Source organism: Mucilaginibacter sp. P25 (genome assembly GCF_050859465.1).
Taxonomy (GTDB): domain Bacteria; phylum Bacteroidota; class Bacteroidia; order Sphingobacteriales; family Sphingobacteriaceae; genus Mucilaginibacter; species Mucilaginibacter gossypii.
Genome location: NZ_CP193937.1, coordinates 6,310,763 through 6,324,859, shown reverse-complemented (window position 1 = coordinate 6,324,859; position 14,097 = coordinate 6,310,763). Strand labels below are relative to the sequence as shown.

The following is a 14,097-nucleotide window of genomic DNA, read 5'->3' as shown; positions in this document are numbered from 1 at the left end:
ATAATGATATCTGTTATAATACCATGTCATAATGCTGCAAGGTTTGTTGAACGGGCCATTAGGAGTGTATTGGTTCAAAGTTATAAACACATCGAAATTATCCTGGTAAATAATAATTCGACGGATAATACTTTGGAGATATTAGAGCGTTATGCTTCTTCTTATCCCGGTAAAGTGTGGGTTTTAGACGAGAAGAAACCAGGTGCACCGGCAGCGCGCAATACCGGCCTTAAAAAAGCTCGTGGTGAATGGATTCAATACTTAGATGCGGATGATGAACTGATGCCCAATAAACTCAGCCATCAGTTCAATATTACCGCACTACACCCGGAGACGGGTGTTATTGCAGGTGGGTGCATACTGAACTATTATAATACCGGTAATCCGGAGGAAATCAGGAGGACTGTTGATCATCACATTTGGCGGGGGCTGATCAACTCTAAACTGGGTATCACCAGTTCCAACCTTTGGAACAGGGCAGCTTTAAATGGCGCAGGCGGCTGGGATGAGAATATTACATCATCGCAAGAATATGATTTACTGTTTAGATTGCTAAAAAATGGAGTTGTAATAATTACAGATCCTGATGTTAATACGATAATACATTTTTCCGATAATTCCATCTCTAAAAGCAAAGACAAAGAAAAAATCAAAAGAATTTTAGATAACCGTATCAACTTCCGGGTCCGGATCCGAACAGAACTTAAGTTGATTGGTATGTTAACTGCCGAATTAGAGGAATGCATTGACAACTACATCTACATGGAAATTATGCGCAATTACTTTGATGTGCCAGCTTACGCTAAAGTTTTGCTTAAAAAATTTCCTTATAGAATACCTTTTCACCGTGCCGCTTTACTTAAATCAAAAATGCAGGTTAAGCGGCTGCGAACACGAATTAGAAATTACATCATCCGCTAATACTTCAATCACATTTTGCCTGTATGAACAATAAAAAAGTTACGATAATAATTCCAACTTATAAAGACTGGAGTAGATTGTCGTTGTGCTTAAACGCCCTTGAGGCACAAACCTATGATCACGATTTATTTGAAATCATTGTTGTTAATAATTACCCAAACGACAAAATACCTGCTAATTATTTTATACCTCAGAATTGCAAGATCATTGTTGAAGGCAAGCCCGGCTCATACGCTGCCCGGAATGCTGGAATCGCAATGTCTACCGGCAATATCATCGGTTTTACAGACTCTGACTGTATCCCCGATATAAACTGGGTAAAAAATGCGGTTAGTTTTATGGAGGCAAATCCCGATTGCGATAGAATAGCCGGCAGTATAAAGCTATACTATCATTCAAATAAACTTACCGAAGCCGAATTGTACGAGAAAATTTATGCCTTTAACCAGGACATCTACGTCCATAAGGATGGAACCGGTGTTACAGGAAACATGTATAGCTATCGCCATGTATTTGATGCTGTTGGCATTTTTAAGGATGATTTAATGTCGGGTGGCGATTATGAGTGGTCGGTAAGGGCAAGGGATGCCGGGTATAAAATCAAATACGCCGAGGATGTTATAGTAAATCATCCGGCAAGGAAAAATATATCTGAATTGATAAATAAGGCCAAGCGAGTTGGTGGAGGACAATCCGGGTTTAATTCGACGTCTGGCAAAAATAAGTTCAAAACCATTGTTGACTTCCTTTATGATCTGAGGCCTCCAATTAAAAGCATAAAACTGATAGTAAAGAAAGGCAAAGATCTTCATTTAACACAAAAGCTTACCGTGTTTTATATCCGTTATTACCTTTCAATTATCACTGCGCGCGAAAAATTTATGGTAAGCCTCGGCAAAAGTGCCCAACGCCAATAAATATTATAACTCATTTAAATAATAACCTTAAAAAAACATCATTATGAAAATTGCTATTGTCGGAACCGGCTATGTTGGATTAGTAACCGGAACATGTTTGTCAGAAACTGGAAATGATGTAACCTGCGTTGATATAAACAAACAAAAGGTTATGATGATGCAGCAAGGTCAGCTGCCAATTTATGAGCCCGGATTAGAGGCATTGTTCCAAAGAAACATCATTCATGAAAGATTACGTTTTACAGACAACCTGGCTGAAGCGATAGAACACGCCGAGGTAATATTCCTCGCGTTGCCAACCCCTCCGGGCGGAGACGGATCAGCAGATTTAAGCTATGTGCTGGGCGCAGCTAAAGATATTGCTAATTTGATAACCGATTACAAAGTAATAGTCACAAAATCAACGGTGCCGGTTGGAACAGCCGATAAAGTAAGGGCCGTTTTCAAACAGCATACTGATATTGAAATCGCTGTGGTATCTAATCCGGAATTTTTAAGGGAGGGCGTTGCAGTTGAAGACTTTATGAAGCCTGACCGCGTTGTCGTTGGCACAACGGATGAAAGGGCCAGGAAATTGATGGCGGAATTATACGCGCCATATGTAAGGCAAGGTAACCCCATAATTTTCATGGATGAGAGATCATCTGAATTAACAAAATATGCAGCTAATTCATTTTTAGCCGCAAAAATCACTTTCATGAATGAAATAGCCAATTTGTGCGAGCTTGTTGGTGCCAACGTGGATATGGTACGATTGGGGGTTGGTTCGGATGATCGTATTGGCAAGCGCTTTTTATTTCCAGGTATAGGCTACGGCGGTAGCTGCTTTCCAAAAGATGTTCAGGCGCTTGCAAAATCGGCAGAAGATAATGATTATCATTTCCGGATATTGAATGCCGTTATGGAAACGAATGCCATACAGAAAAAAATTATGGTTGAGAAGTTGAAAAAGTACTATAACGACGATTTGAAAGGGAGAAAGTTTGCTATTTGGGGGCTTGCTTTTAAACCCGAGACTGACGATATCAGAGAAGCTCCAGCGCTGGAAATTATTGGCGAATTGCTTAATGAAGGCGCTCAAATTGTAGCGTTCGACCCGGAAGCCGCCAATAACGTAAAATACCTGCTTGGTGATAAGATCGAATATGTTGATGACCATTATGATGCACTGGCAGGTGCAGACGCCTTGTTAATATTAACTGAGTGGAGTATTTTCAGGAACCCAGACTTTGCGCTAATCCAAAAAAGCTTGAAAGCGAAAGTGATTTTCGATGGCCGGAATCTCTACGACCTTGATAAAATGACCGAATTAGGATTCTACTATAACAGTATTGGGCGGAAAACTATTAACGATTCTGTGCCTTCTGTTGCGTAATGGCAGAGTGGTGATTATACCTTCATTCAACCACGATTTACCGTAACAATTTGAGATTGCACAGTTTTATACATATTAGTGCCAGAATCATAATTTGCCTGAAAGAGTAGCGTGTATATTGTATTATTGTTAAAGAATTCGCCATTAGTTTGTTAACTTTTTCTATTTGAGTTGTTAAGCTTATTATTTTTTTATTTTAAATATTTAGGCGAAGTTAATTTGAAAGCATTCTAAACATGGTATTTTAAAAAACACTCCTATGAAGACACGCTACCTTTTTTTAATTTATTTTGTGATGGCCGTCACCGATCTTGCTGTAATTAACCTGTCATTTTTGCTGGTCGTTGATTTGCTGGGTTATGATAAGACAGGTGTTGATATGGGATCGGTGATGAGTGCAAACTATCTGTGGTTGCTTGCAGCATTGTTATCCGGCCTTTATACAAGCAAATCAATTCATCGTCTTGACAATATCTACCGGTTAACAGTAAAGAGCTTTATTGTATTTTCTGTGCTGTTTTTGTCATTCGTCGTATTGGCAAAAGCTCATCAATTCTCCTTCACTTTAATTTTTCTGTTTTATTTACTGGTTCTGGTAGGCCTGGCGTTGAGCCGGGTTTTAGGAGCCGCTTTTGAACGGACACTTAAAAAGAATTTCAACATCACGCGATCTGTCGCTGTAATAGGTTTGAATTCGATGGGGCTTCGGTTGGCCGGCTTTTTCAAGATACTGATAATCACTTTTCCTTTCAGGGTTTTTTAAATCAGGAGGATAACTCGATACTTGATAATGGCGGTGAGTTGTTGGAATCTGTTAAAGAGCAGATTGTTAGTGCAGCAAATTCTGGCATAAGAGATGTTTACGTGTCTCTATCCCCAGAGCGTATCACTGAATATAATAAACTACAAGAGGAGGCGGATAAATCCTGCCTGAGGTTAAAACTTGTACCGGATATATCAAACTCAACTGTGAATAGCTTGAAACTAAGTTACATGGGAAATTTTGCAGTATTAAGTAATCGTAACGAACCATTGGAAGAGATTGAAAATCGCTTTAAAAAGAGGGTTTTTGATATTTTGTTCAGTTTGTTGGTCATTGTCTTTTTGTTAAGTTGGTTATACCCACTTATCGGGCTGCTGATCAAGCTTGAAAGCCGTGGTCCGGTGATGTTTAAACAGTTAAGAAGCGGTAGGGACAACAAGTCATTTTTGTGTTATAAGTTCAGGAGCATGAAGGTGAATAACCAGGCAGATTTACAAGCCACTAAAAATGATAGCCGGGTTACAAAAATCGGAACTTTCCTGCGGCGTACCAGCCTCGATGAGTTACCACAGTTTTTTAACGTATTGCTTGGCGATATGAGCGTTGTTGGCCCGCGTCCGCATCCGCTTAACATGACAAAGCAATATAGCCAGATCATTGATAAATACATGGTAAGGCATTTTCTAAAAGCTGGTATAACTGGCTGGGCCCAGGTAAACGGTTTCAGAGGTGAAACCCACGATCCTGCCCTTATGGAACAGCGAGTTAAACACGATATCTGGTACCTGGAAAATTGGTCGATGTGGCTCGAGTTGAAAATAGTTTATAAAACCGTTTACAACATTATAAAAGGCGAGGAAAACGCCTACTAACAAAATTTTTAACTTAAGAGCCAAGTTGTATGTTAACACAAAAAGTATCAGAGATACAATTCAAACAAAAACCTAAAATATTGGTAGTTGGCGATTTGATGATTGACCGTTACATATATGGTAGTTCTAGCCGGTTATCGCCCGAGGCACCCGTTCCAATTGTTAATATTCAAAATGAATCGATTACATTGGGCGGTGCTGCTAATGTGATCCAAAACCTGGTTAGTTTAGGCGCAAATGTTAGCGTAGCCGGAATGATTGGGAATGATAATGCCGGAGTTCAGTTAATTGACCGTTTAAAGATCGATTTTTTAGAAACAGACCTGATAGTAAAAGATAGCACCAGGGTTACCACGTTAAAAACGAGGGTTTTGGTTGGGAACCATCAGTTGCTCAGGCTTGATAACGAGGTTGTACATCCGATTTCCACAGCGCTTGAGAATGAATTGATAGACAAAATCAATGATGCAGTTCAGGAAACCGATTTGGTAGTGCTATCCGATTATAATAAGGGGTTGTTTACAGAATCTTTCACAAACCGCGTTGTTGCATTGGCCACACAACATGGCAAACGAGTTATTGTTGACCCCAAAGGCCTTGATTACAAAAAGTACAAAGGGGCCTTCCTTATAAAACCAAATAGAAAAGAACTTGCTGAAGCTTCAAAATCTGAAAATATTAATTCAATTGAAAAACTGAAGAATGCGGCTAACGTTATATTCGATCAAACCGAAGTGCCTTACCTGGTAGTTACACTATCAGAACAAGGGATGGTCCTCCTTTCGCCCGACTCCCATGTTGAGCTGCCGGTAAAAGCTACAGAAGTTTTTGATGTTACGGGTGCCGGAGATACCGTAATTGCCTGTATTGCTTACTTCATTTCATTAGGCATGGATTTGGCGGATGCCTGCGAACTTGCCAATCATGCGGCTGCTATTGTAATCTCGTCGTTTAGGCGCGGTTACTACTACGGTTGAGGAAATCCTGGCAGATCTTACCCAAAGAGGAGTACAAGGCATTCAGCTGGTGCCATAAATCTTTACATTATAACATCTACAACTTAAATTATCATGATTTCTGATGAATTAAAAGATCACCGTGACGTTATCACGAAGGTGATTGACAATCTTGTTCCTGATATTGAAGCCGCCTGTGCCATAATTTGTGAAGTCATTAAGGCCGGTAATAAAGTTTTACTTGCCGGAAATGGCGGAAGTGCTGCCGATGCGCAGCACATTGCCGCCGAACTTACAGGCCGGTTTGTTAAAGAGCGAAAACCATTACCTGGTATAGCACTTACTACCGATACATCTGCACTCACAGCTATAGCCAATGATTACGGTTATGATCAGGTTTTTTCCAGACAATTAGAAGGCTTGGCGTCTGCAGGTGATTTATTTATAGGCATTTCAACGAGTGGTAACAGTGCTGGTATTATTAAGGCTTTTGACGTAGCCAGGGCTTTAAATTGTAAAACATTAGGCTTATCTGGCCGTGATGGAGGAAAAATGAATGATTGTTGTGATCTGAATATCATTGTCCCTTCAATCTTTACTGCCCGAATACAGGAAATGCACATTCTAATTGGGCATATCTTATGTAAAGCAGTTGATAATTTATTTGAATAATATCCTATAAACAATGGAAAACAGCCTTTCTGCATTATTAAGCGAAAAAGTATATAATTTACCGGCATTACTGCAGCAGGTAACAAACTGGAAAGATGAAGGTCAACGAATTGTTTTTACAAACGGAGTTTTTGATGTTCTACATATTGGGCATGTTAGTTACTTGCTAAAGGCTAAAGAATTAGGTGATAAACTTATTATCGGCCTTAATTCTGATACCTCCGTTAGCCGCCTGAAAGGGCTTAATCGCCCTATAAACAACCAGCACGACAGGGCGGCTCTGTTATCCGCATTATATTTTGTTGATGCCATAGTTGTATTTGAAGATGATACCCCACTTAACGTGATCACCAATATCAATCCTGATATACTTGTAAAAGGAGGGGATTACACTGTGAAAAACATAGTTGGAAGCCAGGAAGTGCAGGCCAGGGGGGCGGGTAGAAACAATAATTTTTGTTGACGGTGTTTCATCAACAAAAATTATTGAAAGACTTCAGGCCCAGGCGTCTGAATGACAATCAGGCCACACAATTTCCTGCTTACCTGGCAATGTGACAATGCCGTTTCCTTGTTAAATATTTTAAAAGCGAAAACACAACAATGAAAACGCCGGTTAATTATCGATTCTATCCTGATTCGTCAGAAAGATCTATCAAGTTCATTAAGTTGATAGATCGGATAACATACTTTTTTAAAAGCCAAAACGATCATAGATTTAAGTGTGATGAAAAAGAAGAGATAACACTTGTACAGTTAGCTCATATTGGTGATATGATATTAATGCTACCCGCCATAAAGGCTTTAAAAATTATGACGGGGGCCAAAATAAGCTTGGCAGTTAGCAGCGGAAACTTTAAAATAGCTACTAAAGTGCCTTTTATAGATGCTGTGTATGTTGCCGACGCCCCTTATTTTTCAAGAGACAAAAAAATATCCTATCTGAAATTTTTGGATCAGCTACGCAGAATAAAGACAGGGATACTGTTTGACGTTAGAGGGGATCTAAGAAATAATTTATTTTTAAAGCTTTTTGCAAAAAAAATATTTGCCGGTTATAACGTAGGGGGTGGCGGTGCTTTACTGGATGCAGAATTACCTTACGTGCACCGCGGGCATGTATCAAAAAGGATTAATCCGCTTTTTAACTATCTGAATTTGCCAGATCCAGTGTTTTCAGAATACTGGGAGCCAAACGATTTACCCTGTGATCCCATTGAGGGCGTAACATTACCCGAAAAATTTGTGTTGGTACATTTAGGCACTGGAGCACAGGCGCGGAAATGGCCGGTCCAAAATTTTATTCAGGTAATTAAAGGGATAGCGTTATACTTTCCGGTATATGTGATGGGAGTAGAGGCTGATTTATCGCCAGATGAAATGACGGAGATTTCCCTGCTTAATAATGTCACCAACGGTGTTGGCAAATTTTCAATGTTACAGTCAATTTCCATCGTTAAAAAATGCACATTGTTTTTAGGTTTAGATTCAGGCTTTTCACATATAGCAGCGTTGCTTTATCGAAAAATAGTTTTAATATTTAGCGGGACGGTTAATGTCGATGAATGGAAACCAATATCTTTATACAAAGATCAGGTAATTATTATAAAAGAGACTGTTGATTGTGATTTTACTACTGGCTGCGGGAAATTAAAATGCAGCCATAATATATGTATGACTCGTATATCGCCACACAGGGTTAGTGAAGCAGTACTACGTAATGTACACGAAGCACTTGCTATAAATAAAAGTGAAATAAATTAACTAGTCCGCTGATCCTTATTGAAGGAACCGGTATCTACATCGCTACTGTCTACTTTTTTAATAAGAAGGTCTAACTCTTGATGGTAATTATCGAGGCTCATTTTTGCCTTGCTCATCTTATCAAACAACGATTCCAACTCAATTTTTAGTAGCTCATTTTTATTGAGGCCGTCAATTACTTTAAGCGTACCCATGGAGTAAGAAATGAATTCAGGTTCCTGGAAAAAATTAAGTTCTTTTTTAAGGTATTCAATTTTTACTTTTTCGAGCTTAACCAAGTTCAAAACCGCTAAGTTTTTTTTGGTTCGGATAATGTTCAAAGCGCGTTTTCGTTGGTTGCTCATTTTATAATATCTAAAAGGAGGTGCATTTTTTGATAAACATCGTGAGTTTCTTGCTGTATGTATTCATACGCAATCAATTGGTGTTTGTTGTGTTTATTTGAAAATAATCAGTAATAATAACTAAAAAAAGCACTAATTTTCAATGAAAAAAATGGACAAACTGCCAGCAAATGATCGTCGCAACACTCTCTTACAAAGATTATTTATAATCATGAAGAATGAATGAATGCATTGGCTAGTTGCTGGCAGTCCCCTGAACAATTTCTAATTTAAATTCGGCCCGATTTTTTCTGTCATCGCGGCGGTTTTACCGGAATTCCTAAATAAATTAGTCCTTCGATCGGGCTTGTATAGGGCTATGTTAAATTTGTTGCCTTTTTAAGCTGGATAAATGTAAAAAAACATATATCGCCTCAGGCTAATAAAGAAAACAATCAGTAATCCAATAACTCAATAAATTAATATAAAGAAATGGGCATATGTGTGTAATATATTGGGTAGCAGTGAGAAGGTTATTGCCGTTCCCGTTTATTACTTTTGAAAGTGGATTTTTCAATTGTGGTTTATATGATATAGAATAAGGTCTGAAAAGGGCTCATTCTATTTTTTAAGTAAAGAGATAGTAAATAGGAAAAACCCTGGTTTCAGCTTTTACTCAGATGATTTGTTGTGATGAAAAATTCGACATTTACAATTTGTTATTGCTTTAATAAAGACTGTCCAAATTCGGTATACGGTTACCAATGTGTGCCCGTTAAATTGAGTGAGGAAGCGGTACTTACTCAATCGTTCGGTTGTGCTACTTGTGGTTCTGAACTTTTATCTTCTGTCACGCTCGATTTGCAAATCGAGCTTTTTTCGATGCTAAATCACAGGCCAATAAAATCAATAGCGATAGTCGATGACGACTTGATGTATCATTATTCTGTTAAGAATTTGCTTCGAAATGCGCCTTTTATCAAGGCAGATTTTTATAAAAATGGAAAAATGCTTCTTCATGACCTGGAAATTAATTTAAAAAACGAAAGTGGTTTACCCGCTATTATATTTTTAGATATACACATGCCGGTTATGGATGGTTGGGAGTTTCTTGAACATTTTGAAAAAATTAATAACAATTTAAATGTTCCTATACACGTTCATCTCGTTTCAAATTCAATTGAACCTTTAGATAATATTATAAATCAGCGCTACCCTTTTATTAAAAGCTATATACCCAAACCTTTAACAATGCAGTTGTTAGCACAAGTGTTAACCTGAAGCATTAAAACCCATGCTACATCTCTTACTATTATATGCGTTTGGTTTTTGCGCATAATTGCTCACATTTTGTGCATTAAACTGTCGCTTCAAAAAAGCTTTCTATTAATATAATCCTACTATTTTTATCGATAGCAAAAGGAGCTGAAATGAATTTGATTTTCGATGCAATCAATTTATATTTAGCTACTTAGTTGGTTTTATTTAAAATAATAGCCTATGCTTTTTAATTCACTTAACTTCGCCTTTTTTTTACCAATCATTTTCTGTTTATACTGGTTAATAAATAAAAATGGATTAAAAATTCAAAACATACTTTTATTAGCAGCCAGCTATTATTTTTATTCTTGCTGGGACTACAGGTTTCTTTTTTTATTGATCTTTTCAACCTTACTTGATTATTTCACCGGGTTGAAAATGGAAGACGCAAAGAGCTTAAAACTAAAGCGATTTTTGTTTTGGCTAAGTGTAACCGTTAATCTTGGTTTTTTAGGTGTATTTAAATACTATAACTTTTTCGCTGAATCGTTGATTTCAAGTTTCAGCCATTTCGGAATAACGCTTCACGCTTCTGCAATTAATGTAATACTACCGGTAGGTATTTCGTTCTACACATTTCATGGCCTATCTTATGTTATCGATATATATAAAGGACGGATCAAACCGGAGCGTAATTTTGTAGATTATTCATTATTCGTGAGTTTTTTCCCACTGCTGGTAGCAGGCCCAATTGAGAGGGCGACTCACTTATTACCGCAAATAAAGCAGAAAAGGGTTTTTGATTACAGTAAGGCAATAGACGGATGCCGGCAAATTTTGTGGGGACTTTTCAAGAAAGTGATTATCGCCGACAATTGCGCCGAATATGCCAATATGGTTTTTAATCATTCTTCAAATTATACAGGCAGTACGTTAGCATTAGGGGCCTTGATGTTTACGTTTCAAATATATGGGGATTTTTCAGGCTACTCAGATATTGCCATCGGAACGGCTAAACTCTTTGGCATTGACTTGCTTCGGAATTTCGCGTTTCCTTACTTTTCGCGCGATATGGCAGAGTTCTGGAGACGATGGCATATCTCGTTATCAAGCTGGTTTAAGGATTATTTGTATATCCCTTTAGGCGGAAGTAAAGGCAACCTTTGGATGCGGATAAGAAACACTTTTATCATATTTATAGTAAGTGGTTTCTGGCATGGCGCAAACTGGACATTTATAATCTGGGGTTTTTTAAACGCGTTGTTTATCATACCATCCATTGTGATGAAAACAAACCGGAACAACCTCGAAATCGTAGCCCAGGGTCGTTTACTACCATCATTTAAGGAATTAATGCAAATGGTTTCCACATTTTCGTTAACTGTAATTGCGTGGATATTTTTCCGATCGGCCAGTATTGGCCAGGCTTTTCAAATTATAGGTGATCTTTTTAACCGCAGCTTGTTCACTGCTCCCCATAATCCTCCCCGCCCGGTAATGTTATTGATCCTGGTAGTTTTTATGGCGGTTGAATGGATTGGAAGGGAGGGGAGATATGCTATAGAGAATGTTGGTTTGAGATGGCCACCCATTTTGCGTTGGAGCTTTTATTCAATTATCATAGTTTTTATAGGAATGTACATGCAAACCGGTGGTTCTGATTTTATTTATTTTCAGTTTTAGATCATGAAAAAATTTGTATTCAGATTTTTCTTTTTTTCTGTGTTTTGCAGCTTATTTTATGTTGTACTAATACTATTATATGGCACAATAGTGCCTGCATCATTTGCAGTGAATTTTAATTATTTCGGTGGCATGGGGTTTACCAGGCAACGATTTGATGAAGTTTCGAAAATAAAAAATGTTGATTTGGTGGTAGCAGGGTCGTCGCACGCCTATCGCGGGTACGATCCCAGAATATTCAAAAAATCGGGGATATCAATGTTTAATTTAGGGTCAAGCTCGCAATCGCCCTTACAAACGCGTTATGTTTTAGGTAAGTACGTAACAAAATTAAAACCTAAATTGGTTATTGTTGATGTTTATCCGGTTTTGTTCGGCGTTGATGGACTTGAATCGCAAATTGACCTCATATCAAGCGGACTAATAGATAAAGATATTATTGCTTTATCCTTTAAAATTAACAACATCAAATTATACAATACCTTACTGTTTGGTGCTTTCAATAATGAATTTCACATAAAAAAGCAGAAGCTATCAGACAATGAAGGAGACACCTACATACCCGGAGGATATGTCCAATCTTTCAGGCATTTGCAATTCAAAAAAACAAGATTTAAACAAAACGTTAATATCTCTGCCACACAGTTGGAAGCTTTTAAAGCAGGCTTAAATGAGTTGCGGTCGCAACAAATAAAATTCGTAATTATCCAGGCACCCTTTTCAAGAAGCAATTATGCTTCATATCAAAATAATGATGAAATAGATAGGGTATTTTCCAGCCTTGGTGAATACTATAATTTCAATAAAATATTAAACCTTCCGGATAGCATGTACTATGATGATAGCCATCTAAACCAACGGGGTGTAAATATTTACAATGCTAAACTTATTGATACGTTGTCAAAAAGAGGGCACTTTCGAAGGTTGTCAATGAATAATTAGCCGTCGTACGATGATATAATGCAGGGACTTCATAAATAGCATATGCCGGTAAGCCAAAAGCACACCGGCATTGTTATTTTGTTATTTGTTATAGTAGTAAAAATCCTTATGCTCAATCTCCATTTTTGAAAGAGATTTGAAATACTCAAGCGTTATTTTTAATCCTTCGTTTCGCGAAACCTGCGGCTCCCATCCCAATATAGCTTTGGCTTTCGTTATATCGGGCCTGCGTTGTTTCGGATCATCGGTCGGCAATGGTAAACAAATTAGTTCCTGGTCGCTCCCTGTTAATTTAAGTATTTCTTCTCCAAACTGGCGTATCGTTATTTCATCAGGGTTACCTATATTCATGGGTTGAACATAGCTGCTATGCAGAAGGCGATATATTCCTTCAATCAAATCATCAACATAGCAAAAAGAACGAGTTTGCGAACCATCGCCAAATATAGTTAAAGGCTCTTCTCGTAAAGCCTGCCCAATAAAGGCCGGCAGCACGCGGCCGTCATTTAATCTCATCCTTGGCCCATATGTGTTAAATATCCTCACAATTCTTGTTTCCACACCATGAAATGTATGGTACGCCATTGTAATGGCCTCTTGAAAACGTTTTGCTTCATCATAAACGCCTCTTGGCCCCACAGGATTTACATTGCCCCAATATTCTTCGGGCTGGGGGTTAACGGAAGGATCTCCATATACCTCAGAGGTTGAAGCTATAAGAATCCTGGCATTTTTAGCCCGGGCCAATCCCAATAAATTGTGAGTGCCCAGTGAGCCCACTTTTAATGTCTGTATGGGGATTTTTAAGTAATCAATAGGACTTGCTGGTGATGCAAAATGTAAAATATAATCTAATTCTCCCGGAACGAAAATGAATTTAGATACGTCATGGTGATAAAATTCAAAGTTTTCTAGTTTGAACAGGTGTTCTATGTTGCGGAGTTCGCCGGTAATTAAATTGTCCATCCCTATAACATGATAATCCCCAAGGATAAATCTATCGCAGAGATGAGAGCCTAAAAAACCTGCGGCTCCGGTGATCAAAATTCTTTTTTGTTTTCCCATTTTGCTGAATTTCCAGCTATTTTACCAAAAAAAGTGCCGTTACAGCTGCTTAAATGAGATTGCGATTTTATTGAGAATAATTGAGCAAATGTGTACAGCAGCGCATGGTGATTTAAAATTAGTTTCTTTGTATATTATGATTTCTACCAAAATATGCAGCTAGGTAAAACATAGAGTATTAGCTAATGTACTATTCTGTTAGCTGGCTATTAAGTAAGAGAAATGGAATTTAAAGAATTTATACCTAACCCCAAGCTCTAATCCGGTATCGTCTGTTGCTTAAACAGGGGCTTTCGTAAAAACAGCCTGGTCTTAGTACAAACCCTTTCATTATATAACCATATTCAATACCCGTCTGCCAAGCCAATTTTTTCTGTTTCTTCAATAAAGCCGCCCGGCGCGTCTGCAAATAAAAAGCTTTTGAGGAAATCGATACATAGTCGTTTCCCCGTTTTGTCGTCATCCCAGTGAATTTCAACTGCCGGAGAGGAGGGTAAGAGGTTTGTTGAAATCCAACGCAAAAATAGACTTGCTGATATGGTTCAAATCTGAAGCGTTGGGCTAGTGTTAAGAAAGGGATTCCC

At 38.1% G+C, this 14,097-nt stretch carries 14 protein-coding genes; 12 read left to right on the top strand and 2 right to left on the bottom strand.

From position 1 onward, the window contains the following. Positions 1-3: 3 nt before the first annotated feature. The 9 genes from ACRQ5D_RS31890 (at position 4) to ACRQ5D_RS31850 (ending at position 8,240) form a co-directional block, all read left to right on the top strand. Positions 4-921: a glycosyltransferase family 2 protein gene (locus ACRQ5D_RS31890; RefSeq protein WP_091174206.1), complete on the top strand. Its 918-nt coding sequence runs from the start codon at positions 4-6 to the stop codon at positions 919-921. Positions 922-944: 23 nt separating this feature from the next. Further along, entirely contained in the window at positions 945-1,838 is an 894-nt protein-coding gene (locus ACRQ5D_RS31885; RefSeq protein ID WP_091174202.1) for a glycosyltransferase, read from the top strand. A gap of 43 nt (positions 1,839-1,881) precedes the next feature. Continuing rightward, the gene (locus tag ACRQ5D_RS31880) at positions 1,882-3,213 is read left to right on the top strand and encodes a UDP-glucose dehydrogenase family protein (protein ID WP_091174199.1); all 1,332 of its coding nucleotides are present in this window, start codon (positions 1,882-1,884) and stop codon (positions 3,211-3,213) included. Positions 3,214-3,472: 259 nt separating this feature from the next. Then, a complete protein-coding gene (locus tag ACRQ5D_RS31875; RefSeq protein WP_432327790.1) occupies positions 3,473-3,976 on the top strand; it encodes a hypothetical protein in 504 nt (167 codons plus the stop codon). Beyond that, on the top strand, positions 3,883-4,848 hold the full coding sequence (locus ACRQ5D_RS31870; RefSeq protein ID WP_432329931.1) for an exopolysaccharide biosynthesis polyprenyl glycosylphosphotransferase: 966 nt from the start codon (positions 3,883-3,885) through the stop codon (positions 4,846-4,848). Before ACRQ5D_RS31875 ends, ACRQ5D_RS31870 begins: the two co-directional genes overlap by 94 nt. A 29-nt stretch (positions 4,849-4,877) precedes the next feature. Next, positions 4,878-5,825: a D-glycero-beta-D-manno-heptose-7-phosphate kinase gene (gene rfaE1, locus ACRQ5D_RS31865; protein WP_431198753.1), complete on the top strand. Its 948-nt coding sequence runs from the start codon at positions 4,878-4,880 to the stop codon at positions 5,823-5,825. Positions 5,826-5,918: 93 nt separating this feature from the next. Further along, the gene (locus ACRQ5D_RS31860; protein ID WP_091174190.1) at positions 5,919-6,476 is read left to right on the top strand and encodes a D-sedoheptulose 7-phosphate isomerase; all 558 of its coding nucleotides are present in this window, start codon (positions 5,919-5,921) and stop codon (positions 6,474-6,476) included. 13 nt (positions 6,477-6,489) lie between these two features. Then, the gene (locus ACRQ5D_RS31855) at positions 6,490-6,939 is read left to right on the top strand and encodes an adenylyltransferase/cytidyltransferase family protein (RefSeq protein WP_431198752.1); all 450 of its coding nucleotides are present in this window, start codon (positions 6,490-6,492) and stop codon (positions 6,937-6,939) included. A gap of 140 nt (positions 6,940-7,079) precedes the next feature. Further along, entirely contained in the window at positions 7,080-8,240 is a 1,161-nt protein-coding gene (locus ACRQ5D_RS31850) for a glycosyltransferase family 9 protein (protein WP_431198751.1), read from the top strand. Here the strand turns inward: ACRQ5D_RS31850 and ACRQ5D_RS31845 are convergent. Beyond that, on the bottom strand, positions 8,237-8,524 hold the full coding sequence (locus tag ACRQ5D_RS31845) for a hypothetical protein (protein ID WP_432327788.1): 288 nt from the start codon (positions 8,522-8,524) through the stop codon (positions 8,237-8,239). The two genes, ACRQ5D_RS31850 and ACRQ5D_RS31845, sit on opposite strands and share 4 nt — an antisense overlap. An 819-nt stretch (positions 8,525-9,343) precedes the next feature. Between ACRQ5D_RS31845 and ACRQ5D_RS31840 the strand changes: the two genes are divergently transcribed. From ACRQ5D_RS31840 to ACRQ5D_RS31830, 3 genes are all read left to right on the top strand, one after another. Beyond that, a complete protein-coding gene (locus tag ACRQ5D_RS31840) occupies positions 9,344-9,844 on the top strand; it encodes a response regulator (RefSeq protein ID WP_176844562.1) in 501 nt (166 codons plus the stop codon). A 417-nt stretch (positions 9,845-10,261) separates the two neighbouring features. Then, a complete protein-coding gene (locus ACRQ5D_RS31835) occupies positions 10,262-11,506 on the top strand; it encodes an MBOAT family O-acyltransferase (RefSeq protein ID WP_256337530.1) in 1,245 nt (414 codons plus the stop codon). A 3-nt stretch (positions 11,507-11,509) separates the two neighbouring features. Then, a complete protein-coding gene (locus tag ACRQ5D_RS31830; protein ID WP_091174168.1) occupies positions 11,510-12,448 on the top strand; it encodes a hypothetical protein in 939 nt (312 codons plus the stop codon). 81 nt (positions 12,449-12,529) lie between these two features. On the opposite strand, the gene ACRQ5D_RS31825 is transcribed toward ACRQ5D_RS31830, so the two are convergent. Beyond that, complete coding sequence (locus tag ACRQ5D_RS31825) at positions 12,530-13,513, bottom strand: UDP-glucuronic acid decarboxylase family protein (RefSeq protein ID WP_431198750.1); 984 nt, start codon at positions 13,511-13,513, stop codon at positions 12,530-12,532. Positions 13,514-14,097: the final 584 nt, after the last annotated feature.